The organism is Agromyces ramosus, from assembly GCF_004216665.1.
Classification (GTDB): domain Bacteria; phylum Actinomycetota; class Actinomycetes; order Actinomycetales; family Microbacteriaceae; genus Agromyces; species Agromyces ramosus.
In genome coordinates this window covers 539242-565355 of sequence record NZ_SGWY01000001.1, presented here as the reverse complement: position 1 = coordinate 565355, position 26114 = coordinate 539242, and the positions used below count along the sequence as shown (strand labels likewise).

At 72.4% G+C, this 26114-nt stretch carries 22 protein-coding genes, 1 tRNA gene and 1 other RNA gene; 16 read left to right on the top strand and 8 right to left on the bottom strand.

All coding sequences use genetic code 11. The features are described 5' to 3' along the window. Positions 1-855 (bottom strand): aminoglycoside phosphotransferase family protein, encoded by an 855-nt coding sequence (locus tag EV187_RS02575; protein WP_242609392.1) that lies wholly within the window; start codon positions 853-855, stop codon positions 1-3. Then, positions 852-2087: a DNA polymerase domain-containing protein gene (locus tag EV187_RS02570; RefSeq protein ID WP_130351460.1), complete on the bottom strand. Its 1236-nt coding sequence runs from the start codon at positions 2085-2087 to the stop codon at positions 852-854. Before EV187_RS02570 ends, EV187_RS02575 begins: the two co-directional genes overlap by 4 nt. 650 nt (positions 2088-2737) lie before the next feature. Here EV187_RS02570 and EV187_RS02565 point away from each other — a divergent pair. Both EV187_RS02565 and EV187_RS02560 read left to right on the top strand, forming a co-directional pair. Then, on the top strand, positions 2738-4723 hold the full coding sequence (locus EV187_RS02565) for a helicase HerA-like domain-containing protein (RefSeq protein ID WP_130351459.1): 1986 nt from the start codon (positions 2738-2740) through the stop codon (positions 4721-4723). After that, complete coding sequence (locus EV187_RS02560; RefSeq protein WP_130351458.1) at positions 4720-5409, top strand: GNAT family N-acetyltransferase; 690 nt, start codon at positions 4720-4722, stop codon at positions 5407-5409. Before EV187_RS02565 ends, EV187_RS02560 begins: the two co-directional genes overlap by 4 nt. A 48-nt stretch (positions 5410-5457) precedes the next feature. Here the strand turns inward: EV187_RS02560 and EV187_RS02555 are convergent, their stop codons facing one another. From EV187_RS02555 to ffs, 3 genes are all read right to left on the bottom strand, one after another. Then, positions 5458-5979 carry a hypothetical protein gene (locus EV187_RS02555; protein ID WP_130351457.1) on the bottom strand — a complete coding sequence of 174 codons (522 nt, stop codon included), beginning with the start codon at positions 5977-5979 and terminating at the stop codon, positions 5458-5460. A 305-nt stretch (positions 5980-6284) separates the two neighbouring features. Continuing rightward, a tRNA-Ser gene (locus EV187_RS02550) sits at positions 6285-6372 on the bottom strand. Beyond that, positions 6370-6466, bottom strand: an RNA gene (ffs, locus tag EV187_RS02545) — signal recognition particle sRNA small type. The genes EV187_RS02550 and ffs overlap by 3 nt, the downstream gene beginning before the upstream one ends. 144 nt (positions 6467-6610) lie before the next feature. On the opposite strand from ffs, the gene pta reads away from it, so the two are divergent. The 4 genes from pta (at position 6611) to EV187_RS02530 (ending at position 12108) form a co-directional block, all read left to right on the top strand. Further along, on the top strand, positions 6611-8773 hold the full coding sequence (gene pta, locus EV187_RS02540) for a phosphate acetyltransferase (protein ID WP_130351456.1): 2163 nt from the start codon (positions 6611-6613) through the stop codon (positions 8771-8773). Continuing rightward, entirely contained in the window at positions 8770-9990 is a 1221-nt protein-coding gene (locus EV187_RS02535) for an acetate/propionate family kinase (RefSeq protein WP_130351455.1), read from the top strand. Before pta ends, EV187_RS02535 begins: the two co-directional genes overlap by 4 nt. 151 nt (positions 9991-10141) lie before the next feature. Then, positions 10142-10774 carry an ArsR/SmtB family transcription factor gene (locus EV187_RS18275; RefSeq protein ID WP_165391079.1) on the top strand — a complete coding sequence of 211 codons (633 nt, stop codon included), beginning with the start codon at positions 10142-10144 and terminating at the stop codon, positions 10772-10774. After that, positions 10771-12108: an MFS transporter gene (locus EV187_RS02530; protein WP_165391078.1), complete on the top strand. Its 1338-nt coding sequence runs from the start codon at positions 10771-10773 to the stop codon at positions 12106-12108. Before EV187_RS18275 ends, EV187_RS02530 begins: the two co-directional genes overlap by 4 nt. Before the next feature lie 4 nt (positions 12109-12112). Here the strand turns inward: EV187_RS02530 and EV187_RS02525 are convergent, their stop codons facing one another. After that, the gene (locus EV187_RS02525) at positions 12113-12487 is read right to left on the bottom strand and encodes a TraR/DksA family transcriptional regulator (RefSeq protein WP_242609391.1); all 375 of its coding nucleotides are present in this window, start codon (positions 12485-12487) and stop codon (positions 12113-12115) included. A 78-nt stretch (positions 12488-12565) separates the two neighbouring features. On the opposite strand from EV187_RS02525, the gene EV187_RS02520 reads away from it, so the two are divergent. From EV187_RS02520 to EV187_RS02510, 3 genes are all read left to right on the top strand, one after another. Further along, a complete protein-coding gene (locus EV187_RS02520; protein ID WP_130351453.1) occupies positions 12566-14980 on the top strand; it encodes a DNA polymerase III subunit gamma and tau in 2415 nt (804 codons plus the stop codon). A gap of 3 nt (positions 14981-14983) precedes the next feature. Beyond that, positions 14984-15580, top strand: coding sequence for a recombination mediator RecR (gene recR / locus EV187_RS02515; RefSeq protein WP_130351452.1), 597 nt, complete (start codon positions 14984-14986; stop codon positions 15578-15580). Between the two features lie 79 nt (positions 15581-15659). After that, on the top strand, positions 15660-16019 hold the full coding sequence (locus EV187_RS02510) for a nuclear transport factor 2 family protein (protein WP_130351451.1): 360 nt from the start codon (positions 15660-15662) through the stop codon (positions 16017-16019). A gap of 30 nt (positions 16020-16049) precedes the next feature. On the opposite strand, the gene EV187_RS02505 is transcribed toward EV187_RS02510, so the two are convergent. Further along, complete coding sequence (locus EV187_RS02505) at positions 16050-16544, bottom strand: hypothetical protein (RefSeq protein WP_130351450.1); 495 nt, start codon at positions 16542-16544, stop codon at positions 16050-16052. Between the two features lie 128 nt (positions 16545-16672). Between EV187_RS02505 and EV187_RS02500 the strand changes: the two genes are divergently transcribed. The 3 genes from EV187_RS02500 to EV187_RS02490 all read left to right on the top strand — a co-directional run bounded on the left by EV187_RS02500 (position 16673) and on the right by EV187_RS02490 (position 19960). Next, on the top strand, positions 16673-17947 hold the full coding sequence (locus EV187_RS02500; protein ID WP_130351449.1) for an aspartate kinase: 1275 nt from the start codon (positions 16673-16675) through the stop codon (positions 17945-17947). A gap of 187 nt (positions 17948-18134) precedes the next feature. Next, positions 18135-19196: an aspartate-semialdehyde dehydrogenase gene (locus EV187_RS02495; RefSeq protein WP_130351448.1), complete on the top strand. Its 1062-nt coding sequence runs from the start codon at positions 18135-18137 to the stop codon at positions 19194-19196. Positions 19197-19243: 47 nt separating this feature from the next. Next, positions 19244-19960, top strand: coding sequence for an SGNH/GDSL hydrolase family protein (locus EV187_RS02490; RefSeq protein ID WP_130351447.1), 717 nt, complete (start codon positions 19244-19246; stop codon positions 19958-19960). A gap of 21 nt (positions 19961-19981) precedes the next feature. On the opposite strand, the gene EV187_RS02485 is transcribed toward EV187_RS02490, so the two are convergent. Continuing rightward, a complete protein-coding gene (locus EV187_RS02485; RefSeq protein ID WP_130351446.1) occupies positions 19982-20599 on the bottom strand; it encodes a MerR family transcriptional regulator in 618 nt (205 codons plus the stop codon). A gap of 89 nt (positions 20600-20688) precedes the next feature. Here EV187_RS02485 and EV187_RS02480 point away from each other — a divergent pair, with 89 nt between their 5' ends. From EV187_RS02480 to EV187_RS02465, 4 genes are all read left to right on the top strand, one after another. Continuing rightward, on the top strand, positions 20689-21108 hold the full coding sequence (locus EV187_RS02480) for a hypothetical protein (RefSeq protein ID WP_130351445.1): 420 nt from the start codon (positions 20689-20691) through the stop codon (positions 21106-21108). Positions 21109-21150: 42 nt separating this feature from the next. Then, complete coding sequence (locus EV187_RS02475) at positions 21151-22677, top strand: malate:quinone oxidoreductase (RefSeq protein ID WP_130351444.1); 1527 nt, start codon at positions 21151-21153, stop codon at positions 22675-22677. A gap of 393 nt (positions 22678-23070) precedes the next feature. Continuing rightward, positions 23071-24861 (top strand): ABC-F family ATP-binding cassette domain-containing protein, encoded by a 1791-nt coding sequence (locus tag EV187_RS02470; protein WP_130351443.1) that lies wholly within the window; start codon positions 23071-23073, stop codon positions 24859-24861. 86 nt (positions 24862-24947) lie between these two features. Continuing rightward, on the top strand, positions 24948-26012 hold the full coding sequence (locus EV187_RS02465) for an Rv2578c family radical SAM protein (RefSeq protein WP_130351442.1): 1065 nt from the start codon (positions 24948-24950) through the stop codon (positions 26010-26012). Positions 26013-26114: the final 102 nt, after the last annotated feature.

Here is a 26114-nt window from a genome sequence, read left to right as displayed (position 1 = left end):
TCAGCGGACGCCGAGGCCGAGGGCGAGCTCGCCGATCGCCGCCGCCGAGTCCGCGAGCCGCGGGTCGTCGTCGAGCGCGAACCACGTCGACGAGAGTGCGCACCACGCCACGAGCCAGTCGGCGAGGCGTGCCGGGTCGAGGCCCGTCGCGTCGACGACCACCCCGAACTGCCGGTCGAGGCGACCCGGTCGGAGCGCCCACTCGTGCGACGGATTGCACAGCAGGTTGCACGCGTCGAAGTCGGCCTCGCCGAGGAGGCCCTTCGGGTCGATCGCGAGCCAGCCGCGGTCGCCGAAGTCCAGCACGTTCCCGTGGTGCAGGTCGCCGTGGAGCACGACGGGCTCGCGCGGATCGTCGAGGAGGGCAGCGGCCACGTCGGCGCCGCGGCGATGGAAGTCGCCGAGCCCGTCGGCGTCGGCGAACAGGTGGCGGAACCAGGTCGTCAGCTCGACGAGCTCGGGCGAGTCCTCGGCGTCGAGCACGTCGGCGGATGCCCGGTGGATGCGGTCGGCCGCCTCGCAGATGACGCGCGTGGCCTCGTCGTCCTCGCCGCCCTCCGCCATGCGGACGAGGTTCCGGCTCCCGGTCGCCCGCTCCAGCAGCACCGCGGCGCCGTTCCGTTGCAGGACCCGCGCGGCGCCGCGCCCGTCGAGTGCGGCGAGCAGGTCGGCGCCGCGCACCTCCTCCTCGGTGTGGGCGAGCTTGAGCATCGCCGGCTCGCCGAGCTCCGTGCGCACGGGCATGAGCGTGCTCGACGCGGTCGTCGTCGGGTCGCCGTCGGGGCGCAGGCGCCACCGTCGCAACCAGGCGGCCTCCCCGGCGTGGCCGGGGTCCACGGGTCCGAGGTCGCTCACGGGCGGGTCCACTCCCTGCCGGCCCACGGGTCGTAGTCCGCCTCGAGGGCCTCCTGCTCCGGACGCTGCGACTCGGGCACGTGCTGCAGGTTCACTCGGATGCGGTACCAGAGGGAGCTCGACCCGCGCATGCCGTCGACGAGCACGTCGGCGGGCTGCAGCAGCGGCACGACGTCGGGGTGCTTCGACTTCCAGCGTTCGAGCGCCTCGAGCGCCTCGGGCTTCGTCTTCGTGCGCGCCACCTCGATGAGCGGCATGGTCGACTGCCGGCGCCCTGAGCCGTCCGACGCCTTCGGCGGCTTCTCGGCCGGCCCGAGCTCCGCTGCGAGGCGGAGCAGGCCGTCGAGGCGTCCGACGGCGTCGTCGATGCCCGCCGCGGGGTCGCCGCGCTCCGCGAAGCGCTCGAGCACGGTCGGGACGGTGAATCGCTCGGGGTGGCTGCCGCGCACCTCGTCCCAGTCGAGCGGCGTGGAGACGCGAGCGTCGGGCAGCGGCCGGATCGAGTACGCGGACGCGACCGTCCGGTCCTTGGCGTTCTGGTTGAAGTCGACGAACACGCTCTCGCCGCGCTCCTCCTTCCACCAGCGCGCGCTGGCGAGGCCGGGGGCGCGCAGCTCCACCTCGCGGGCGAGGGTCTCGGCGGCGAGCCGCACGTCGCGATACGTCCAGCGAGGTTCGATGCGCACGGAGATGTGCATGCCGCGAGAGCCGGAGGTCTTCGGCCAGCCGACGAGTCCGTGGTCGGTGAGCACCTCGCGGGCCACCATGGCGACGTCGACGATCTGGCTCCAGTCCACTCCCGGCATCGGGTCGAGGTCGACGCGCAGTTCGTCGGGGTGGTCGAGGTCCTCCGCGCGCACGGGGTGCGGGTTGAGGTCGATGCAGCCGAGGTTCACGACCCAGGCGAGCGCAGCCGCGTCCCGCACGACGACCTCGTCCGCCGAGTTGCCGGAGGCGTAGTGCAGTGTCGCGGTCTCGATCCACTCGGGCCGCTTCTCGGGCGCGCGCTTCTGGAAGAACGCCTCCTGCGAGATGCCCTTCACGAAACGCTTCAGCACCATCGGCCGCCCGCCCGCGCCACGGAGGGCGCCGTCGGCCACGCTCACGTAGTACCGCACGAGGTCGAGCTTGGTGAGCCCGGGCTCGGGGAACACGATCTTGCCGGGGTTGCTCACGCGCACCTCGCGACCATCGATCTCGAGGAGCTCGGCGTTGTCCTTGGCGGGACTCACGCTTTCACCATAGGTGCGTCCGCCGCGGGACCGGAACCCCTCGCGCGCGTGGCGCCATCGTCGGGATCGCGGCATCGCGGGCGTCGCGGATGCCGAGCGCGGCGGCGGCGTGGCCGGCACGGCCGTCCGGTGGTGCGACCGCACAACCGCACAACCGCACACCCGCACAGCCGTACAGCCGCACGACCGCACGACCGCGCAACCGCACAGCCGCACTGCCGCACTGCCGCACAGCCGCGCAACCGCACCGCCGCACCGCCGCGCACCCGCACTGCCGCACAACCGCACCGCCGCACAACCGCACAGCCGCACTGCCGCACAATCGCACAACCGCACAACCGCACAACCGCACCGCCGCACCGCCGCGCACCCGCACAGCCGCACAGCCGCACACCCGCACACCCGCACACCCGCACACCCGCACACCCGCACAGCCGCACAACCGCACAGCCGCACCGAATCACGAGGACCCGCTGCCTCCCGTTCATCGTCGAGGTCCGGCATCTCGACTCGGCCGTGCGCCGCCAGCCGCTCGACGCTCCGCCGCGGCCGTCGAAATCCAGGCCGACGGTACCCATCACCCCACGACGACGTTCCCCGGTCACGCCGCTCCGACACGCGGCCGACTGCCCGTCGCTAGGATCGTGCCCATGGCCGACGACGCGGTGAAGCGAGCACAGGAAGCAGCCGTCGCTGCGGCCGAAGCAGCCGAGGCGCTGCAGGTGCAGGCGCAGGAAGCGATCCGAAAGGCCGAGGAGGCCGCAGCCCTCGCCCAGGCTGCGCTCGACGCCCAGCAGCGGGCAGCGGATGCGGCGGCGGCGGCCACTGCGACTGAGGCCGCCGAAGCCGCCGCACCCGGCACCTCCTCCGCCCCCGGCACCTCCTCCGCACCCGGCACCTCCTCCGCCCCCGGCACCTCCTCCGCCCCCGCGACCGCCTCCGCCCCCGCGACCGCCTCCGCCCCCGCCCCCGCCCCCGCCCCATCCGGCCCGCTCGACGCCGACCAGGTCGCCGCCATCCGCGATGGATACGCGTTCGAGGGCGCGGCCCTCGAGATGGGCGCGCTCGTGAACGGCGACCCGATGCCCGACGTTCCGGTGCGCATCCCGCTCGCCATGACGAACCGCCACGGACTCGTCGCCGGTGCGACGGGCACGGGCAAGACCCGCACGTTGCAGGTGCTCGCCGAGCAGCTCGCCGCGAACGGCGTCGCCGTGTTCGCCGCCGACATCAAGGGCGACCTCTCGGGCGTCGCCACCCCCGGCGAGGCAAACGAGAAGCTGCTGAAGCGCACCGAGGGCATCGGCCAGGCGTGGAGTGCGGCATCCTTCCCGGTCGAGTTCTTCTCGCTCGGCGGCATCGGCACGGGGGTGCCCATTCGCGCGACCGTCGCCGGGTTCGGTCCGCTGCTGCTCAGCAAGGTGCTCGGCCTCAACGACACGCAGGAGTCGAGCCTCGGCCTCGTGTTCCACTACGCCGAGAACGCCGGCCTCGCGCTCCTCGACCTGGAGGACCTCCGCGCGGTGCTGCAGTACCTCGTCGGAGACGAGGGCAAGGCCGAGCTGGTCGGGCTCGGCGGCCTCTCGAAGGCGACCGTCGGCGTCATCCTGCGCGAGCTCGTGGCGTTCGCCGAAGCGGGCGCCGACGTCTTCTTCGGAGAGCCCGAGATCGACACCGCGGAGTTCCTGCGCGTGGCATCCGACGGTCGTGGCATCGTGAGCCTGCTCGAGGTGCCCGGCGTCGCCGACCGGCCGGCGCTCTACTCGACGTTCCTCATGTGGCTGCTCGCCGACCTCTTCAACGACCTGCCCGAGGTCGGCGACCTCGAGAAGCCGAAGCTCGTGTTCTTCTTCGACGAGGCGCACCTGCTGTTCAATGACGCCTCGAAGGACTTCCTGCTGCAGGTGGTGCAGACGGTGCGCCTCATCCGCTCGAAGGGCGTCGGCGTGTTCTTCGTCACCCAGACGCCGAAGGACGTGCCGGCCGACGTGCTCGCGCAGCTCGGCTCGCGGGTGCAGCACCAGCTGCGCGCGTTCACGCCCGACGACGCGAAGGCCCTGCGCGCGACCGTCTCGACGTACCCGAAGTCGGGCTACGACCTCGAGGAGGTGCTCACGACCCTCGGCACCGGCGAGGCGATCGTCACGGTCATGAACGAGAAGGGCGCCCCGAGCCCCGTCGCCTGGACTCGCCTGCGGGCGCCGCAGGCGCTGATGTCGCCCACGCCCGACGCCGCGATCGACGCCGCGGTCGCTGCTTCGCCGCTGCAGGCCAAGTACGGCACGGCCATCGACCGGGAGTCGGCGCACGAGCTGCTCACCGCGAAGATGAACGCGGCCGCGGCCGCCGCGCAGGCCGCCGAGGACGCCGCGGACAAGGCCAGGGCCGACGCCGAGTTCGCGAAGCAGCAGGCGGCCATCGAGAAGCAGCGCGCGAAGGAGCAGAAGGCCGCACAGGCCGAGTACGACCGGCTGATGAAGCGCACGTCGACCACCTCGCGCTCGCGGTCGGGCACCACCCGCTCGCGGTCGTCGGGCGGCGACTCGGTGCTCGAGCAGGTGCTCGGCTCCAAGGCCACCCGCGACGTGCTCACGAGCGTCGTCGAGGGCATCTTCGGCACGCGGCGGCGCAGGTGACCGACGAGCGCACGGATGCCGCGGCGGCCACGGTCGGCGCGGGCTCCGCGGACGGCGGCGCCACGCCGCATCCGTTCATCCGGCCCTACCGCCCGGCCGACCGCGACGACGTGTCCGTGATCTGCCTGCGCACCGCCGCGGGCGGCGGGGACGCAACCGGACTGTACTCCGACGACGCGCTGATGCCCGAGGTGTTCGCGCTGCCGTACCTGGAGTACGCACCCGACCTCGCGTTCGTGGTCGACGGAGGCGACGGGCGGGCGCTCGGCTACGTGATCGGGGTCGCGGACACGCGCGCGTTCGTGGAGTGGTGGAAGCGCGAATGGGCGCCGGGGTTCCGCCGGCGGCATCCGGCGCCCGGACCGCCGACGGGACGCGAGCCGGGCTTCACCGAGGCGCAGCTCATCGACGCGGGGGCGAACCCCGACCGCATGCTCATCGCCGAGGTCGACGCCTACCCCGCGCACCTCCACATCGACCTGCTGCCCCAGCTGCAGGGCCGGGGCATGGGCCGGCGCCTCATCGACACGCTGCGCGCCGCCCTCGCCGAGCGCGGAGTGCCCGCCGTGCACCTCGGCATGGATGCCGCGAACACGGCGGCCCGGGCGTTCTACGACCGGCTCGGGTTCCACGAGCTGCCGTCGAGCCGCGCCGACGCGCCGCTGCTGGGCGTCGCGACGAGCTGACGCGCGCACGCCGCCGGGGCGGAACCGGCGCCGACCGTGTGCCGCGAGTCAGCGGGTCAGCGAGCGCCGCTCGAACCAGTAGAGGAGCTCGGGGTCGGTCTGCCGCAGCTCGGCGAGCGTGACGGGCTCCGCGCGCACGGTCTCCTCGGCACCCAGGATGCCCGCGACGCGATCCATCGTGGCGGTGTTCCAGAACCGGCCGCGCATGCGGAACACGCCCCGGCCCGTGCGGCTCACGACGAAGAGCTCCTGCGTGGTGTCGAGGCTGTTCGATCGGTACAGCTGCACGCGCAGCACCCCCGCGATGTCGCGCGCCGCGACGGTGTAGGTGCCGCCGAAGAATCCACGCTCGACGATGCCGTACTGGCTGAGCGACGCCTGCGTGCGCTGGTAGGCGACCCATGCGGCGACGATCAGCACGGCGGTGACCGCGCCGGTCCAGGCCACGACCGGCCACGAACCGCGCGGATCGAGCAGCCACAGCTCGGCCGCGAGCAGCGGGAGCACGAGGGCGAAGACCGGGAGTCCGATGCTCCGTGTGAGGGTGCGACGCGGCCTCAGGGTGAACACCCTGAGGCCGTCGCCCCTTACTGCCGTCGACCCGTTGGAGGAGCCCCCTGCGTCCCCACTCCTAGTTTCCAACGGTGTCGTTGACATCTCCTTCATCATCCGATGCGCATGGTCGGCGCGCCATTCGGCATTAATGAGGACACGAGCGGATGCCGCGGCGCAGTGCGGCGGGAACCACGCCTCGGGCGCACGCGGCGAAGACGCGAAGGGCCCGACCGCCTGACGCGATCGGGCCCAGCGCTCGCTGGCGGAGGATGGGGGATTCGAACCCCGGATGAGCGCTGTGCGCATCACCCGGGTCTTCTTGGCGGAGGATGGGGGATTCGAACCCCCGAGGGCTTTCACCCAACACGCTTTCCAAGCGTGCGCCATAGGCCACTAGGCGAATCCTCCTGAGACTCCCCACGCACCCGCCAGAGCCCGGTTACCCTTGCTGCGTTTCCGCCCTGGGGGAGTTGGCCTGGATGGCGCCACGTGAGGAGCCTCGGACAGTCTACCCGAGCCGGACCCGCGCGATGTACGCCGTCGAGCCCTGCGAGCGGATGCCGCTGGCCCACGCGCGGCATCGGCACGAGGCATCCGCGCCGATTCGCCGACCGCCGCGGGGCGGGCGCCCAATAGGCTGGAGCGCGTGGCGCACCGCATCTACATCTGCTCGGCCGAGGGGAACACGGGGAAGTCCACCGTCGCGCTCGGCGCGCTCGACACCCTCGCCCGGCGCGCGACCCGCGTCGGCGTGTTCCGGCCGATCTCCCGCTCCACCGAGGAGCGCGACTACGTGCTCGACCTGCTGCTCGCCCACGACGGCGTCGTGCCGCTCGAGTACGACGAGGCGATCGGCGTCTCGTACGACGAGGTGCACGCCGATCCCGACCAGGCGCTCGCCACCATCGTGCGGCGCTTCAAGGCCGTCGAGGACCGCTGCGACGCGGTCGTCATCATCGGCTCCGACTTCACGGACGTCGGGAGCCCGACCGAGCTCGGCTACAACGCCCGCATCGCCGCCAACCTCGGCGCCCCCGTGCTGCTCGTACTGGGCGGCCGCGTCGGCCAGGGCCGCGGCGCCTCGGAGCGACTCGGCCATGCGGAGGCGCGAACGCCCGACGAGCTCGCCCAGCTCACCGAGCTCGCGATCGAGGAGCTCGCCCGCGAGCACGCGACGCTCCTCGGCGTGGTCGTGAACCGCGCCGACCCCGAACGGCTCCTCGAGATCGTCGACCTCGTCGGTGCCGCAGCCCGCTGGGACATCGACGTGGTCACGGGCCGCGAGATGCTCGCCGCGGCATCCGTCGCCGTGTGGGCCATCCCCGAGGACCCCTACCTCGTCGCGCCGTCGATGCGCGCCATCATGGAGGCCGTCGACGGCACGCTGTACGCCGGAGACCCCGCCCTGCTCGACCGCGAGGCGCTCGGCGTCGTGATCGCCGCGATGTCGATGGAGAACGTGCTCACCCGCCTCATCGAGGGGTCGGTGGTCGTGGTTCCCGGCGACCGCAGCGAGGTGCTGCTCGGCGTGCTCACCGCGCATGCGTCGGCGACCTTCCCCTCGATCTCCGGCATCGTGCTGAACGGCGGGTTCCCGCTCTCCGATGCGGTGGAGCGGCTCATCGGCGGGCTCGAGGCGGGGCTGCCGATCATCCGCACGCAGCTCGGCAGCTACGACACCGCCCTGTCCATCACGCAGACGCGCGGCCGGCTCGCCGCCGAGTCCCAGCGCAAGCGCGACACCGCGCTCTCGCTCTTCGAGCGGCACGTCGACGGGCACGCCCTGCTCGACCTGCTCGACGTCGCCTCGCCCGAGGTCGTGACGCCGCTCATGTTCGAGTACGGGCTGCTCGAGCGGGCGCGCCGCGCGCGCAAGCACATCGTGCTGCCCGAGGGCTACGACGACCGCATCCTGCGCGCCGCGGCCACGCTGCTCGCCCGCGATGTCGCCGACCTCACCATCCTGGGCGAGGAGATCGAGATCCGCTCCCGGGCCATCGGGCTGGGCCTCGACATCTCGCGGGCCACGGTGCTCTCGAACCACGACCACGTGCTGGTCTACCGGTTCGCCGACGAGTACCACCGGCGCCGTGCGCACAAGGGGATCACGCTCGAGCAGGCGCGCGAGACGGTGCAGGACGTGTCGTACTTCGGCACGATGATGGTCGCGCTCGACCTCGCCGACGGCATGGTGTCGGGCGCGGTGCACACCACGGCGCACACCATCCGGCCCGCGTTCGAGATCATCAAGACGAGGCCCGGCGTCGACGTGGTGTCGAGCGTGTTCCTCATGGCGCTCGCCGATCGCGTGCTCGTCTACGGCGACTGCGCGATCGTGCCGGTGCCCACCGCCGAGCAGCTCGCCGACATCGCCATCTCGTCGGCGGCGACGGCCGCGCAGTTCGGCATCGAGCCGCGCGTGGCCATGCTGTCGTACTCCACGGGCGAGTCCGGCACTGGCGCCGATGTCGACAAGGTGCGGCGGGCCACCGAGCTCGTGCGCGAGCGCGCCCCCGAGCTCGCCGTCGAGGGGCCGATCCAGTACGACGCCGCCGCCGACGCCGCGGTCGCCCGCACGAAGCTCCCCGAGTCCGACGTGGCCGGCCGCGCGACGGTCTTCATCTTCCCCGACCTCAACACCGGCAACAACACCTACAAGGCCGTGCAGCGCTCGTCGGGCGCCGTCGCGATCGGCCCGGTGCTGCAGGGCCTCAACAAGCCCATCAACGACCTCTCCCGCGGCGCGCTCGTGCAGGACATCGTGAACACCGTGGCCATCACGGCGATCCAGGCGGCGGATGCCTCGTGAGCGTCGTCCTCGTCGTCAACTCGGGTTCGTCGTCGATGAAGTACCAGCTGACCGACGTCGAGGCGGGCGAGCCCCTCGCGAGCGGGCTGATCGAGCGGATCGGGCAGGCGGAGGGTCGGGCGACGCATACCGTGCGGCATCCGTCGTCGCCCGGGTCGGATGCCGCCGACGACACGTTCCGGGTCGACGTGGCCGTGCCCGACCACGACGCCGCCTTCGCGCACATGCTCGACGCATTCGCCGAGCACGGGCCGTCGCTCGACGATCACCCGCCCGTCGCCGTCGGCCACCGCGTGGTGCAGGGCGGCGCGCGCTTCTTCGAGCCCACGGTCGTCACCGACCGGGTGAAGCGCGACATCGAGGAGCTCGAGGTCCTCGCACCGCTGCACAACCCCGCGAACCTCGCGGGCATCGTCGCGGCCGAGCGGGCGTTCCCCGACGTGCCGCACGTGGCGGTGTTCGACACGGCGTTCCACCAGACGCTGCCGCCGGCGGCGTACACCTACGCCATCGATCGGGAGCTCGCCGCGGAGCACCGGGTGCGCCGCTACGGATTCCACGGCACCTCGCACCGGTTCGTGTCGCGTGCGGCGGCCGAGTTCCTCGGTCGCCCCGTCGACGAGCTGCGCATGATCGTGCTGCACCTCGGCAACGGCGCGTCGGCGTGCGCCGTCTCGGGCGGGCGCTCCGTGGAGACGAGCATGGGAATGACCCCGCTCGAGGGCCTCGTGATGGGCACCCGCTCCGGCGACATCGACCCAGCGGTGCTGCTCCACCTGCAACGGGTCGCGGGCCTCGACACGGATGCGACGGACCGGCTGCTCAACTCGCGGAGCGGCATCCTCGGGCTCGGCGGTCACGCCGACATGCGCGACCTGGTGCAGGCGAGCGAGTCGGGCGACGACGCGGCGACGCTCGCGCTGGAGGTGTACGCGCACCGCATCCGCTCGTACGTCGGCGCCTACGCCGCGCAGCTCGGGCGGGTCGACGCGATCGTGTTCACGGCGGGCGTCGGCGAGAACGCGTCGATCGTGCGCGAGTGGTCGCTCGCGGGGCTCGAGGGCTTCGGGGTCGAGGTCGATCCCGAGCGCAACCGCCGGCGGGGGAGCGACGCCCGTCGCATCTCGACGGATGCCTCGAAGGTGGCCGTGCTCGTCGTGCCCACGAACGAGGAGCTCGAGATCGCGCGGCAGGCGCTCGCGGTCGTCGACGCCTGATCCGTGCCGACGGCCGTCGCTGCGACGACGGGATCGGCGCGTGCCCGACCCGCCTGACCCACCGATTGCGTCCTCGCGCCAACCGGTTTTCGGCAAGAAGTTTTGTGCAAGAAGTATTGTGCAAGAAATCTTGCGGAGTTACCATGGGGGCATGTCCCACCCCGAGCAGCCCGATCCCCGCGTCGGGCGGCGCGATCCGATCGCCGAGCGGCCCGCCGAGCGCGCGATCCAGGTCCACGACACGGGTTCCATGCGCGCGCTCGCGCACCCGCTGCGCCTGCGCATCCTCGGCCTGTTGCGCGTCGAGGGGCCGCAGTCGGTCGGCGCACTCGCGCGGTCGACGGGTGCGGCATCCGGCTCGGTGAGCTACCACCTCTCGACGCTCGCGAAGCACGGGTTCGTCGTGCCGGCGCCCGAGCTCGAGCGCGACGGGCGCGAGCGCTGGTGGCGCGCCGCCCACGAGATGACCAGCTGGCGCACCGAGGAGTTCCTCGACGATCCCGAGCGGCGCGAGGCATCCGACGCCGTGCGACGCGCCGTGCTCGACGCCTACCATCGCGAGCTGCTGGAGGCGGTCGACGCCGAGCTGTCGCTCGACCCCGAGTGGGTCGCCGCCTCCGACTCGAGCGACGGCGCCGCCCAGCTCACGCTCGACGAGTTCCGCGAGCTGACCGCCGAGCTCGCCGCGGTGCGCGAGAAGTGGTGGAGCGTCGGTCGCGAGCCCCGCGAGGGCACGCGGTCGGTGCGCTGGATCACGCACACGTTCCCGAGGAGCGAGTCGTGACCGCCGAGACCGCAGCAGCCGCCCCGCGCCGGCGCCTGCCGATCCTCGCGCTCTTCGCCGCGCAGTTCTTCTCGCTCGGGGGCAACGCGATCGCGCTCATCGCCATCCCGATCATCGCGCTGGTCGAGACGGGTTCGCCCCTCGCCGCGGGCGTCGCCGGCGTGTTCGCGACGGTGCCCCTGGTGATCGGCGGCACCTTCGGCGGCGTGCTCGTCGACCGGTTCGGCTACCGCGTCTCGAGCATCGTCGCGGATGTCGCGAGCGGTCTCACCGTGATCGCGATCCCCCTGCTCAGCGCCGCGGTCGGCCTGCCGTTCGGCGTGCTGCTCGCACTCGTGTTCCTCGGCGGACTCCTGGACCCGCCCGGCGACACCGCCAAGACCGCGCTCGTGCCCGACCTCGCGCGCCTTGCGCGGATGCCGCTCGCCCGCGCCGCCGGCGCCCAGTCCGCCGTGCAGCGCACCGCCTCGATGGTGGGTGCCGGCGTCGCCGGGGCGCTCGTCGCCCTGCTCGGCCCCGTGCCGGCGCTCGTCGTCGACGCGGCGGGATTCCTCGTGTCGGCGCTGCTCGTCGCGTGCTTCGTGCCGCGTGCCGCCGCCGCCGCCGCCGACGACGAGGCGTCGGGCGCTGACTCGAACGGCACGGGCGGCTTCGTCGCCGGCATCCGATTCATCGCGACGAACCCGCTGCTGCGGGCGATCGTGCTGCTCGTGACGCTCACGAACGCGATCGACGCCGCGGGCATGACCGTGCTGAAGCCGGTCTACGCCACCGAGGTGCTGCACGACCCCGCGATGCTCGGCTTCATGGTCGGATGCTTCGCCGCCGGCGCCCTCACCGGCTCGGCGATCTTCGGGGTGTTCGGGCACCGCTACTCGGGGCGGCTCATGTTCGCGACGTGCTTCGTGCTCGCCGGTGCGCCGCCGTACCTCGCGATGGCACTGGGCGCGCCGCTGCCCGTGCTGCTGCCCGTGCTCGCGCTGTCCGGACTCGCCGCCGGCGCGCTGAATCCCATGATGGCGACCGCGATGTACGGCGAGGTGCCCGACGGCATGCGAGCCCGCGTGTTCGGCGCCACCACCGCCGGCGTCGCGGCGTCGATGCCGCTGGGAGCGTTGCTCGGCGGACTGGCGGTCGAGCAGGCCGGACTCGTGCCCACGCTCGCGACGTGCGCGGCGCTCTACCTCGTGCTGGGCGGCAGTCCGCTGTTCATCCGCGCGTTCTCGGGGCTGACGGCCGCGCGCACGCACGGCGGAACCGAGGCGACGGAGGGCGGCGTCGAGCGCGAGCTCGAGGCATCCGGCCCGCTCGCGGAGACCACGACCGGCGTGTGAGGCCTCAGCCGACCAGCCGGGCGCAGTCGATGCAGAGCGTGGCGGTCGGGCGAGCGTCGAGGCGGGGCACGGTGATGCGCTTGCCGCAGCGAGCGCAGATGCCGTAGCTGCCGTCGGCGATGCGCGCGAGCGCCCGGTCGACGTCGGCGAGCTCCGCACGCACGTCGGCCAGCACCGCGGTGCGCTGCGACCACTCCTGCGTCATCGTCGGGCCCTCCGGGTCGTGCTCGTCGTCGGCCGTGGCATCCGATCTCGCGATGCGTACCTCGGCCATCGCGTCGTCGAACTCCGCGAGCCGTTCCTCGGCGTCGGCGCGCTCCGCCCGGAGTCGCGCCTCGAACCGTGCGAGCTGTGCCGGGGTCATCATCGTCGCCGTCATCTCGCCCCCTTCCGATCATGGAATGCTACGCCTGCCGGATCCGGACGCCGTGTCACACGCGGCAACTACGATTGATGCGTGGTCACCGCCCTGTATCGCCGCTACCGGCCTGAGACGTTCGCCGAGATGATCGGACAGTCGCAGGTGACCGAGCCGCTCATGACCGCGCTCCGCACCGATCGGGTGAACCACGCCTACCTGTTCAGCGGCCCACGCGGCTGCGGCAAGACCACCTCGGCCCGCATCCTCGCCCGCTGCCTCAACTGCGCCGAGGGGCCGACCGACACGCCGTGCGGCGTGTGCCCGAGCTGCATCGAGCTCTCGCGCGGCGGCAGCGGCTCGCTCGACGTCGTCGAGATCGACGCCGCGAGCCACAACGGCGTCGACGACGCCCGCGACCTCCGCGAGCGGGCCGTGTTCGCGCCCGCGCGCGACCGCTACAAGATCTTCATCCTCGACGAGGCGCACATGGTGACGCCGCAGGGCTTCAACGCGCTGCTCAAGCTCGTCGAGGAACCGCCCGAGCACATCAAGTTCATCTTCGCCACGACCGAGCCCGACAAGGTGCTCGGCACCATCCGATCGCGCACGCACCACTACCCGTTCCGGCTTGTGCCGCCCGGGCCGATGCTCGAGTACGTGCAGCAGCTCTGCAGCGAAGAGGGCGTCGAGGTCGCACCCGGCGTGCTGCCGCTCGTCGTCCGCGCGGGCGGCGGGTCTCCGCGCGACACGCTCTCGCTGCTCGACCAGCTCATCGCCGGCTCCGAGGGTCCCACCATCGACTACGAGCGCGCGGTCGCCCTGCTCGGCTACACCCACGGCGCCCTCCTCGACGAGGTCGTCGATGCCATCGGCGCGAAGGACGCCGCAGGCGCCTTCGCCGCGGCCGACCGCGTCGTGCAGACCGGGCAGGATCCGCGCAGGTTCGTCGAAGACCTGCTCGAGCGCCTTCGCGACCTCATCGTGGTCGCGGCATCGTCGCCCGAGGCGGCCGCGGCCGTGCTGCGCGGCGTGCCGGCCGACGAGCTCGCGCGCATGGCCGCCCAGGCGTCGACGTTCGGCTCGGCCGAGCTCTCGCGCGTGGCCGACCTCGTGAACCAGACGCTCACCGAGATGACGGGCGCCACCTCGCCGCGGCTCCACCTCGAGCTCATGCTCGCGCGCGTGCTCGTGCCGTCGAGCGACGACACCGAGCGCGGTGCCCTGGCTCGCGTCGAGCGCCTCGAGCGCCGCGTCGGCGTCGCGGATGCCGCGACGGATGCCGGGGGCCAGGCGCCGCCCGCTCGCGGCGGCGCGCCCGTCGAGCCCGCGGCGGCGACCCGCGCGGCAGCCCCTGCCGCCGCTCCTGCCGCCGCTGCGAACCGTCCCGCCGCGCGTGGCGCCCAGTCGGCGCCGTCGAGCGCCGGAGTGGCGTCGGCGCCCGCGTCTTCCGGTGCGACCGGCTCGACACCGGCGGCATCCGAACCCGCCACGCCCCCTGCCGACGCGCCCGAGGCCGATCTGCCGCCCGCCGCGCCGAAGCCGGTCGCGCCGGTGACGCTGCAGCAGATGCGCGACGCCTGGCCCGAGGTCCTCGCCTCGCTGCAGCGCACGAAGCGCAGCGCCTGGATGGTGGCGTTCACCGCCCAGGTGCGCGAGTTCCGCGACGGCGAGGTGCTGGTGCTCGCGTTCCCGAGCGAGCAGGACGTCGCGGGCTTCCGCGGCGGGGCACCCGGCCAGAGCGTCAGCGAACTGCTGCGCAGCGCGATCGCCGATGTGCTCGGCGTCACCGTCAAGTTCATCGCCAAGGTCGAGGGGCCCGGCTCCCGCGCGGCCGAGACGGCGTCGGCCGCGTCGCCGACCGCCGCCCCCGACGCCGATCCCGGTCGGCCAGACGCCGAGCCGTCCGAGGCCACGACGGCCACCCCGCCCGGCCGCGGGTCGACGGGTCCTGCCGCCACCGGCACGGCACCGACCGGGTCCGCACCGACGGGTGCCGAGCAGGGCGCCGCGTCACGGGCCTCACGGTCGTCGACCACGCCCGCGCCGACGGCCTCCACGTCCGCGCCCTCCGGCCCCGTCGACTCCTGGGCCACGATCGCGATCCCGACCGGACTCGAGGCCGATGGGGCGTCGGCGGGGTCCGCCGCGTCCGCCCCGGCAGGCGCGGCCCGCCCATCGGCGACCGCGCTCGCCGAGGCACCTGCTGCGGCGTCGACTGCGCTCGCCGAGGCGCCGGCTGCGGCATCCGCCGGGCTCGCCGAGGCGCCCGTCGACCTCGCGGCCCCCCACGACGACGACGCGCCACCCGAGGACGACGAGCCGCCGTTCGATCCCGGGCCCGCGCCCGAGATGGTCGTCGAGGCATCCGTCGCGCGTGGCGGATCCGGCTCGGCTCCCGCCGACGGCGGCATCCAGCGCTACGGCGAGTCCGTCGTGCGCGAGGTGCTCGGTGCGACCTTCCTCGAGGAGGTCGAGGCGCCCGGCCGCCCCGGCTTCGGGGAGCGCGGGTAGCACGTGTACGAAGGCATCGTCCAAGAGCTGATCGACGAACTCGGGCGACTTCCCGGCATCGGCCCGAAGTCCGCGCAGCGCATCGCGTTCCACATCGTGCAGACCGAGCACTTCGACGTGACCCGGCTCGCCGAGATCCTGCTCGAGGTGCGCGACAAGGTGCGCTTCTGCGACATCTGCGGCAACGTGTCGGAGCAGGAGACCTGCTCGATCTGCCGCGATCCGCGGCGCGACCCCACCCTCATCTGCGTGGTCGAGGAGGCGAAGGACGTCGTCGCGATCGAGCGCACCCGCGAGTTCCGCGGGCTCTACCACGTGCTCGGCGGGGCGATCAGCCCCATCGACGGCATCGGGCCCGACGAGCTCCGCATCAGGCAGCTCATGCAGCGACTCGCCGACGGCACCGTCGTCGAGGTCATCATCGCGACCGACCCCAACCTCGAGGGCGAGGCGACGGCCACCTACCTCAGCCGGCTGCTCACCACGCTCGAGATCCGCGTCACGCGGCTGGCCTCGGGGCTCCCGGTCGGCGGCGACCTCGAGTACGCCGACGAGGTGACCCTCGGTCGCGCGTTCGAGGGTCGTCGCGTCGTCGGCTGACCCGCGCCACCGGCGCCGGCGCCGGCGACCGTGACGCACCCCTTGACGCCGGTGCGTGGGCGCGGCTGGAATGGGACGCATGGCGAGCAAGGGCGCGGAATGGGTCGCGGGATACATCGCGGCGTGGGAATCGAACGACCCCGAGCAGATCGGCGCGTTGTTCACCGACGACGCGGTGTACCGGACGGCACCCGATGCCGAGCCGCGCCGCGGCCGCGAGGCCATCGTCGCCGGATGGCTGGAGGATCTCGACGACCCCGGAACGTGGTCGTTCGACTGGACCATCCTCGACGAGCACGACGACTTCGTCGTGGTGCAGGGGCGCACGGAGTACCCCGCCGAGAAGGACTACCTCAATCTCTGGATCATCCGCCTCGCCGACGACGGCCGGGCGACCGAGTACACCGAGTGGTACATGCCGCGACCGCACGGGGACTGACCGCGGCATCCGGGACCCGCAGCGCCGGGCCTAGCGGAGCACCTCCACGAGCACGACCCACGCGATGATGATGGCCGAGATCACGGCGAGCACCGAGCCGAACGCGAGGGCGACGAGCCCCGCCCACGCCGCGCCCGCGACGACCAGCACCGACCCCGTCAGGAAGGCCGCGAGCGGAAGCAGCCCGGCGAGGCTCTGCAGCAGCCGGTAGCCCGCCCGATTCGACGTCTGCTTCATGATCACGTTGATCGCATGCGCCTGGAAGACCCCCGCGATGAGCGTGGCCACCAGCACCTCGACGCCGTAGGCGAAGGTGCCCTGATCGGGGATCAGTCCGAACGCCCCGGCGACGATCGCGAGCACCAGCGTGGCGATCGCGGTCGCGGCACGCGCCGGCAGCGTCGCCGACGTCATGATGGTGGACATGTTCACCGACATCGCCACGATGATCAGGCCCGCGAGCGCCGCCGTCGCGCCGACCATGGCGACGTTGAAGTCGGTCCACCCCTCGAGCGCTTCCGCCATGAGGGCACTCTAGCGTCGGGCCGCCGGCCGTCGTCACATTGCCGGGGGCGCATACGCGCCGCCGTATGATGGTGCTTCCGGCGACCGGATGCGCATCCCGGCGCCTGCCACCACCCCTGGGAGACCACGTGAGCTTGATCGTGCAGAAGTTCGGCGGGTCGTCCGTCGCCGACGCGGAGAGCATCAAGCGGGTCGCCAAGCGCATCGTCGAGACCCGCAAGGCGGGCAACGACGTGGTGGTCGCCGTCTCCGCGATGGGCGACACGACCGACGAGCTGCTCGACCTCGCGAACGAGGTCACGCCGATCCAGGCGCCGCGCGAGCTCGACATGCTGCTGTCCGCCGGCGAGCGCATCTCGATGGCGCTCCTGGCGATGGCGATCAAGAGCATGGGGCACGAGGCACGCTCGTTCACCGGCAGCCAGGCGGGCATGATCACGGATGCCACGCACGGCGCCGCGCGCATCGTCGACGTCACCCCGGTGCGCCTCCGCGAGGCGCTCGACGACGGCGCGATCGTCATCGTCGCCGGCTTCCAGGGCTTCAGCCGCGAGTCGCGCGACATCACCACGCTCGGCCGCGGCGGCAGCGACACCACGGCGGTGGCGCTCGCGGCGGCGCTCGAGGCCGACGTGTGCGAGATCTACACCGACGTCGACGGCGTCTTCACGTCCGACCCCCGCATCGTGAAGAAGGCGCGGAAGCTCGACCGGATCACGAGCGAGGAGATGCTCGAGCTCGCGGCATCCGGGGCCAAGGTCCTGCACATCAGGGCGGTGGAGTTCGCCCGGCGCCACGGCGTCACCCTGCACGTGCGTTCGTCGTTCAACAACAGCGAGGGGACCATCGTCTACGACCCCTCGCGTCTTCCCGAAGGAGCAGCTGTGGAAGAGTCCGTCATCGCGGGTGTCGCGGTCGACCTGACCGAGGCGAAGATCACGGTCGTCGGCGTGCCCGACGTGCCCGGCGTCGCCGCCAAGATCTTCAAGATCGTCGCCAACACCAACGCGAACGTCGACATGATCGTGCAGAACGTCTCGGCCGCCTCGACCGGCCGCACCGACATCTCGTTCACGCTCCCGAAGTCCGACGGGGAGCGGGCGCTCACCGCGCTCGCGAACTCCCAGGATGCCGTGGGCTTCGCCTCGCTGCAGTACGACGACCAGATCGGCAAGCTCTCGCTCGTCGGGGCGGCGATGCGCTCGGCCACGGGCGTGTCGGCACGGCTGTTCGAGGCCCTGTACAACGCCGGGATCAACATCGAGATGATCTCCACGAGCGAGATCCGCATCTCGGTCGTGACGCGCGCCGACAGCGTGCACGCCGCAGCCCGCGCCGTGCACACCGCGTTCGAGCTCGACGGCGAGGATGACGCCGTCGTGCACGCGGGCACGGGGCGCTGAGGGTCGACGTCGTCGCCGCGGCATCCGGTGCTCTCGGAGGCCACTGACGCGGGATCGTCGAGATCCGCGCGCTCAGCGGGGGATTCCTGCCAAGGTTCCGCGAACGGCGGGCCTCGGTCGCAGGGGCTGGGACAATTGAACGAACGCTTCCCGTCGGCGCGGCCGAACGGGTGATGGAGGAAGAGACGTGGGCAACACCAACGGAGTGAACATCGGCGTCGTGGGCGCCACCGGCCAGGTCGGCGCGGTCGTGCGGCGCCTGCTCGAGGAGCGCGACTTCCCGGTCGCCTCGATCCGCTACTTCGCGTCGGCCCGCTCGGCCGGCTCGACGCTGCCGTGGAAGGGCGAGGACGTCGTCATCGAGGACGCCTCGACGGCCGACCCGTCGGGCCTCGACATCGCGATCTTCTCGGCGGGGGCCACGCTCTCGAAGGCGCAGGCGCCGCGCTTCGCCGCCGCCGGCGTCACCGTGATCGACAACTCGAGCGGCTGGCGCATGGACCCCGAGGTGCCCCTGGTCGTGAGCGAGGTCAACCCGCACGCGATCGACGAGGCCGCGAAGGGCATCATCGCGAACCCGAACTGCACCACCATGGCGGCCATGCCCGTGCTGAAGGTGCTGCACGACGAGGCGGGCCTCGAGCGCCTCATGATCTCGACCTACCAGGCGGTCTCGGGCGCCGGCCTCGCCGGTGGTGAGGAGCTGCTCGAGCAGGCTCGCGCCGCGGTCGCGCAGGACGCGATCGAGCTCGTGCACGACGGTCGCGCGGTGGAGTTCCCCGAGGCGCAGAAGTTCCCGCGCACCATCGCGTTCGACGTGATCCCGCTCGCGGGCTCGATCGTCGACGACGGCGACCTCGAGACCGACGAGGAGAAGAAGCTCCGCAACGAGAGCCGCAAGATCCTCGAGCTGCCGGGCCTGCGCGTCGCGGGCACGTGCGTGCGCGTGCCGGTCTTCACGGGGCACTCGCTCTCCATCCACGCCGAGTTCGCCAACCCGATCACGCCCGAGCGCGCGACCGAGCTGCTGGCGGATGCCCCGGGCGTCGCGCTCTCCGACGTGCCCACGCCGCTGCAGGCCGCCGGCACCGACCCGAGCTACGTCGGACGCATCCGCCAGGACCAGTCCGCGCCCGACGGCACGGGCCTCGTGCTCTTCGTGTCCAACGACAACCTGCGCAAGGGCGCAGCGCTGAACGCTGTGCAGATCGCGGAGCTCGTGGCGGCGAAGCTCCCGGCCGCCGTCTAGGAGGTCGGTCGCGGCATCCGCTCGGCTGTCGGGTCCGAACCACCGCCATGACCGAATCGCGTGCGATCCGCGGCCGACCGGGGTCGCGGGCTGCCCGCGCCGTCGCCGTGCTCGGCGCCGTCGTGGCGGCGGCATCCGTTGCCGTGCTGGCGGCATGCTCGCCGACCGCGACCGAAGCCGGCCCAGTGGCGCCGAGCGACGGAGCCCCGATCGTCGCGTTCTACGGCGACTCGTACACCCGCGGCACCGGCGCGAGCTCGCCCGAGCGGCGGTGGTCGACGATCATCGCCGACGATCGGGGCTGGTACGAGTTCAATCCGAGCGTCGACGGGCTGGGCTTCGTGAACAACCGCGGCTTCGGCGGCGACCTCGTGGACCGGATCGTCGAGCTGGACCCGCCGCCGGACATCGTGATCGTGACGATGGGCCTGAACGACAACTTCTCGATGCCGGCCGCCGCCGATGACATCGAGGCCGCGATCGGCGCCGACCTGCAGCGGCTGAGGGACGATCTGCCCGAGGCGCGGCTCGTGGTCGTCGAGCCGTTCTGGTACACCGACGAACGCCCCGACTCCGTCGACATGATCATCGAGTGGGTGGCGTCCGCCGCCGACCGGGTCGGCGCCGACCGCATCGAAGGCGCCTCGCGCTGGCTCGAGGGGCATCCCGAGTGGATGTCGGTCGACGGCATCCACCCGAACGACGAGGGATACGCCGAGATCGCCCGCCGCATGTCGGGCGAGCTCGAGCGCCTGGGGCTCTAGCGCCGGCGCGGCGCGGCGGCGTCAGCCGAGTTCGCGCCGGGAGGCGACGTCCTGGTGGGCCAGCCGTCGCAGCGCGAGGATGACGGGCTCGTACAGCGCGGTGCCGAGCACGGTGTACTCGACCGCGGCGTGCGGCTCATGCGGCATCCGCTCGAGGTCGAAGGCGGCGATCTCCCGCAGGCGGCGGCCGTACTCGAGCAGCCGGTCGTCGCTGAGCGGCATCCCGGCCGCCTCGGTGGCCGCCAGGGCGGCCTCGAGCTGCGCGACGGCCGCGAACTGCGGGTCGTAGACCTGCCCGAGCGCCGCGAGGGCGGCGCGGGCGCGGGGGAAGGGGTCGGGGTCGTCAGACGTCGGCGCCTCGACGGACGGCGGAAGCGCGCCCACCGCTCGGCCGAGCGTGGCGTAGAGATCGACGCCGGGGTCGTCGATGAGGCCGAGGATCGTGCGAGCCTGCTGCACGCTGAGCCCCACCGGCCCGGTCAGCGCACGGATGACGCGGATGCGGCGCACGTGCGTTTCGTCGTAGCTCGCCTGCGTCGCCGACGTGGCGGTTCCGGGGTGCAGCAGGCCCTCGCGCAGGTAGTACTTGACGGTGGCGAGCGGCACGTCGGCCGCGGCGGCGAGGGCGGAGATGCGCATGCCATTCCCTTGCATTGGATAGTTCCACTCTCTAGTATTGGAGAGTAACACTATCCAATCACACCTCGAGTCCCCGGAAGGTACCCACCATGCCGAATCCGAACGACCTCATCCTCATCGGCATCCTGCTGCTCGCGCTCGTCACCGTCGAGAGCGGCGGGTACTTCCTCACCCGCGTCGTGCGCGGGCACGCGCCGGCGAACGGATTGCAGACGAGCTTCTTCCGGGCGGGCCACGCGCACGCCGCGGTGCTGCTCGTGCTGTCGATCGCGATCCTCGCGGTGATCTCGTACGCCGCGCTCGACGGCTTCTGGATGCAGCTGGCCCGCACCGGCGTCCCGATCGCGGCGATCCTCATGCCCGCCGGCTTCTTCCTGTCCGTGCTCGGCAGGGACCCCGAGCGGCCCAACCGCCTGATCGTGCTGCTCTGGCTCGGCGTCGTCTCGCTCACGGCGGCGCTCATCACCGCGGGCGTCGGCCTCATCGCCGGGGGAGTGGCCGCGCTCTGAGCGGATGCCGCAGCCCCAGTGGCCTGACGGGCGGGGGCGGGGATGCTACCCGGTCAGGGGCACCGCCACAACGCACCTAGACTGGAATCCGTGAATTCAGAGGAAACCGTCGACGTCGTGCTCATCGGCGGGGGCATCATGAGCGCCACGCTCGGCTCCCTCATCTCCCAGTTGGAGCCCGACTGGAGCATCAACGTCTACGAGCGCCTCGGCGAGGTCGCCCAGGAGTCCTCGAACGCGTGGAACAACGCGGGCACCGGTCACGCCGCCCTGTGCGAGCTCAACTACATGCCCGAGAACGCCGACGGCACCGTGAGCGCAGCCAAGGCCGTCTCGATCAACGAGCAGTTCCAGGTGAGCCGTCAGTACTGGGCGTACCTGGTGTCGATCGGCGCGCTGCCCGAGCCGCACAACTTCATCAACGCGACGCCGCACATGACGTTCGTGAAGGGCCGGGCGAACATCGAGTACCTCAGGAAGCGCGTGGAGGCGCTGAGGGACGAACCCCTGTTCCCCGACATGGAGTACACCGAGGACCTCGAGCGCATCGCCGAGTGGACCCCGCTCATCGCGAAGAAGCGCAACCCCCGGCAGAAGGTCGCCGCGACGCGGGTCGAGTCGGGCACCGACGTCGACTTCGGCGCACTCACGAAGTACCTGCTCAGCGACCTGGAGCGGCGCGGCGCGTCCGTCCAGACGAACCACCAGGTCACCTGGCTGAAGCGCCAGAAGGACGGCACGTGGAAGCTCCGCGTGCGCCACCTCGTCGGGCAGACGCCCAAGGTCGTGCGGGCGCGGTTCGTGTTCGTCGGCGCGGGCGGCGGAGCGCTCGCCCTGCTGCAGCACTCGGGCATCCCCGAGATCAAGGGCTTCGGCGGCTTCCCCATCTCCGGCCAGTTCCTCCGCACGACCAACCCGAAGGTCGTGGCGCAGCACCAGGCGAAGGTCTACGGCAAGGCCGCCGTCGGCGCTCCGCCGATGTCGGTGCCGCACCTCGACACCCGCGTGGTCGACGGCGAGACCGCACTCCTCTTCGGCCCCTTCGCCGGCTTCACGCCCAAGTTCCTCAAGACGTCGACCTGGTTCGACCTGCCGTTCTCGATCCGGCTGCACAACCTCGGCCCGATGCTGCAGGTCGGGCTCAAGAACTTCGACCTCGTGAAGTACCTCGTCTCGGAGCTCCTCGCGTCGCGCGCGAAGAAGATGGCGGCCCTCCGCGAGTTCATGCCCACCGCGAAGGACCGCGACTGGGAGCTCATCACCGCCGGCCAGCGCGTCCAGGTCATGAAGAAGGACCCCGAGAAGGGCGGCGTGCTCCAGTTCGGCACCGAGGTCATCACGGGCGCCGACGGCACGATCGCGGGACTCCTCGGCGCCTCGCCGGGAGCTTCGACCGCCGCGCCGATCATGCTCGACGTGCTCGCGCGCTGTTTCCCCGACCGCTTCGTCGGCTGGGAGCCGAGGCTCCGCCAGATGATCCCGAGCTTCGGACGGGAGCTGTCGATCGACCCCGCTGCCGCCGAGGCGTCGCTCAGCGAGACCGCGAAGGTGCTCGAGCTCACCGCCTGACCGCACTCGATGCACGCGGAATCCCGGTATGTCGCCGGAATCCTCGCACCCGGGGATTCCGAGGGGTCCACGGGATTCCCACGCGGGTCGACATGCGCAGCGCTTGGCGTCTCGGGATGACCTCTGCTATCGTCGTCCCCGCTATGAAGTGAGAACATCCCATCGTCCCGCGCCTGAGGCGCCGTTGACACGGGTGTGCACCTTCCACTGATCGCGACAGCGTCGCGCGCACCCTTCGCGACGGCGGATGCCCGGCGGGATCCACCACTCCGCTCCCGGGTCGTCGTCCGCGCCACCGTGCCGCGTGCGCGCCCGCTCGGTGCATCGTTCGTGCCAGCTCGCGCCGGCGGTGCCGGGCGACGGCTCGGGAGCCCTCGCGAACGGACGTCTCGCATGGCTGTACACCTCTCACCCTCCCTCCATCTCCGCGCCGACGGGCTCTCGGCCTCCTACGCGCATCGACGCGTCTTCACCGACCTCGACGTCACCGTCGCGCCGGGCCAGCGGCTCGGCCTGATCGGCGAGAACGGCGTCGGCAAGTCGACGCTCCTCCGGCTGATCGCCGGGGCCGACGGTCGAGCGGATGCCGCAGCGTCCGGCCTCGGCGACGCGACGGTGTCCGGGCGGCTCGCCCGCCCGGCCCGCACGGGGTTCCTCGCGCAGGAGCTCCCGTTCGGCCCCGACGACCGGATCGTCGACGTGCTCGAGGCGGCCCTCGCCGAGGTGCGTGCCATCGAGCGGGAGCTCGACGCGGCCTCGGCGGAGCTCGCCCGCGCGGACGCCTCCGACGGACGCGCCGCCGCGGCATCCGCTGCCCGGTACTCGGCCGCCCTCGACGCGGCCGAGCGTGCCGACGTGTGGTCGGCCGAGTCGCGCCGCGACGAGCTGCTCGACGGGCTCGGCGTCGCCGGCGTCGGCATCGACCGTCGACTCGGCGAGGTCTCGGGCGGCCAGCGCAGCCGATTCGCCCTCGCGGCGCTGCTGCTCAGCGTTCCCGACGCGCTCCTGCTCGACGAGCCGACGAACCACCTCGACGACGACGCCGCATCGTTCCTCGAGGATCGGCTCCGCGCCTGGCGCGGGCCGGTGCTGTTCGCCAGCCACGACCGCGAGTTCCTCGATCGCGTCGCGACCGGGCTGCTCGACCTCGACCCCGGCCGACGGGGGGCGCTCGCGCTCGCCGGGTCGGGTGCCGATGCGGGCAGGTCGCGCGACGAGGTGCTCGCGGCATCCGGGGGCACCGTCTTCGGCGGCGGCTTCAGCGAGTTCCTCACCGTGCAGGCCGAGGAGCGCGATCGCTGGCGGCGGCAGTACGCGGACGAGCAGGACGAGCTGCGCCGGCTGCGCGCCTCGGTCTCCGAGACCGCACGCAACGTGTCGCACGGGCGAGCGGCGACCGACAACGACAAGTTCCTCAAGCACTTCAAGCGCGGGAACGTCGAGCAGGCGGTGTCGCGACGCGTGCGCAACGCGGAGCACCGCCTCGAGACGCTCGAGCGCGAGCAGGTGCGCAAGCCCCCCACGCCGCTCGCCTTCGCGGGCATCCCGTCGGGCTCGCACGCGCTGGAGGAGGCATCCGGCCTGCTGCTGCAGCTGTCGGACGTGACGGTCGCCGGCCGGCTCGAGCTCGACGCGCTGCAGGTGGCACCACTCACCCGCCTCCTCGTCACGGGGGCGAACGGGGCGGGGAAGTCGACCCTGCTCGGCGTGCTCGCCGGCACGCAGGGCATCGACCGGGGCATCGTGCACCGGCGCAAGGGGCTGCGCGTGCAGCTCCTCGAGCAGGACGTGCGATTCGCCGATCCGGATGCCACGCCACGCCGCCTCTACGAGCGCGTGCTCGGTGAGCGGCGCGCCGAGCAGGTGCCGCTGGCGGGCCTCGGGCTCATCGCCCCGCGCGACGAGTCCAGGCCGGTCGGATCGCTCTCCATCGGGCAGCAGCGGCGTCTCGCCATGGCGCTCGTGATCGCGCGACCGCCGCACGTGTTCCTGCTCGACGAGCCGACGAACCACCTGTCGCTCGCCCTCGCGACCGCCCTCGAGGACGCCCTCGGCACCTACCCGGGTGCCGTCGTGATCGCGAGTCACGACCGGTGGCTCCGGCGGCGCTGGACGGGGGAGCGGCTCGAGCTGGCGGCCGGGCGCGCCGTGCGTGCCGCGCGGGAGGCCGTGCCGCGGCCGTGATCGCGGTGGGCGGATGCCGCGAGCGGGCCACGGCTCGCCGCGGCATCCGCTTGCCTTGGCATTCGAACATGTGTTCGAATGAGTGCATGCGGTGGAGCGGACAGGAACTCGGCGTCGAGCAGGTCGACACGCTGCCCGGGCTCGCCAGGCTCAACAACCTGGTGCGCTCGGTGCAGACTCCCGACTTCGCCGGCGTGACGTTCCACGAGGTGCTCGCCAAGTCGGCGCTCAACAAGGTGCCGGGCCAGTCGGCGATGCCGTTCGGCTGGACGATCAACCCCTACCGGGGATGCTCGCACGCCTGCGTCTATTGCTTCGCGCGCCCCACCCACACGTACCTCGACCTCGACGCCGGCGACGACTTCGACCGCCAGATCATCGTGAAGGTGAACGTCGCCGACGTGCTCCGCACCGAGCTGGCGAAGCCGGCGTGGCGGCACGAGCCCGTCGCCCTCGGCACCAATACCGATCCGTACCAACGCGCCGAGGGCCGCTACTCGCTCATGCCGGGCATCATCGACGCCCTCACGACGAGCGGCACGCCGTTCAGCATCCTCACGAAGGGCACGCTGCTGCGTCGCGACCTGCCGCAGCTGGCGGATGCCGCGACGCGCGTGCCGGTCGACCTCGCCATGTCGATCGCGGTCTACGACCACGACCTGCAGCAGTCGGTGGAACCGGGTACGCCGAGCACGAAGGCACGGCTCGCCACCGTGGCCGCGGTGCGCGACGCCGGACTCGATTGCGCGATCTTCCTGATGCCGATCCTCCCGTACCTCACCGACACGCGGGCGCACCTCGACGAGGCGCTGCGCCAGGCGAAGGCGGCGGGCGCCACGAGCGTGCTCTACACGGCCCTCCACCTGAGGGGGGGCGTCAAGCCCTGGTTCATGCAGTGGCTCGAGCGCGAGCACCCCGAGCTCGTGCCGAAGTACCGCTCGATGTACTACGGCACCAACGCGTACGCGCCGAAGGCGTACCGTCGCTGGCTGGGGGAACGGATCCGGCCGTTGATCAGGGCTCACGGCCTCGAACGCGGCCGGGAGGACCCGGTGACCGGGGGCGTGCGATCGGCCGCGCCGCCGACGCGGCTGCCGACGCGGCTGCCCGACGCGCTCGGGCTGCCGCCCGATCCGTCGGCGCTCTTCTAGGACTCGCGCGATGCCGAGCGCGAAGCGGCGCACGGCGCGAGGCGGTGCGGGACGGGACCGAACGTCAGCGCCCGTTGCGCCGGAATGCGATAATCCGCAGGA

Excerpts from the sequence above, each read along its gene's own strand:
- EV187_RS02490 (WP_130351447.1), top strand. The coding sequence starts at position 19,244 with ATGACCGAATCGCGTGCGATCCGCGGCCGACCGGGGTCGCGGGCTGCC.
- EV187_RS02480 (WP_130351445.1), top strand. The coding sequence starts at position 20,689 with ATGCCGAATCCGAACGACCTCATCCTCATCGGCATCCTGCTGCTCGCG.
- EV187_RS02510 (WP_130351451.1), top strand. The coding sequence starts at position 15,660 with ATGGCGAGCAAGGGCGCGGAATGGGTCGCGGGATACATCGCGGCGTGG.
- EV187_RS02465 (WP_130351442.1), top strand. The coding sequence starts at position 24,948 with ATGCGGTGGAGCGGACAGGAACTCGGCGTCGAGCAGGTCGACACGCTG.
- EV187_RS18275 (WP_165391079.1), top strand. The coding sequence starts at position 10,142 with ATGTCCCACCCCGAGCAGCCCGATCCCCGCGTCGGGCGGCGCGATCCG.
- EV187_RS02565 (WP_130351459.1), top strand. The coding sequence starts at position 2,738 with ATGGCCGACGACGCGGTGAAGCGAGCACAGGAAGCAGCCGTCGCTGCG.
- EV187_RS02475 (WP_130351444.1), top strand. The coding sequence starts at position 21,151 with ATGCTACCCGGTCAGGGGCACCGCCACAACGCACCTAGACTGGAATCC.
- EV187_RS02470 (WP_130351443.1), top strand. The coding sequence starts at position 23,071 with ATGGCTGTACACCTCTCACCCTCCCTCCATCTCCGCGCCGACGGGCTC.
- EV187_RS02505 (WP_130351450.1), bottom strand. The coding sequence starts at position 16,544 with ATGGCGGAAGCGCTCGAGGGGTGGACCGACTTCAACGTCGCCATGGTC.
- EV187_RS02525 (WP_242609391.1), bottom strand. The coding sequence starts at position 12,487 with ATGACGGCGACGATGATGACCCCGGCACAGCTCGCACGGTTCGAGGCG.
- EV187_RS02485 (WP_130351446.1), bottom strand. The coding sequence starts at position 20,599 with ATGCGCATCTCCGCCCTCGCCGCCGCGGCCGACGTGCCGCTCGCCACC.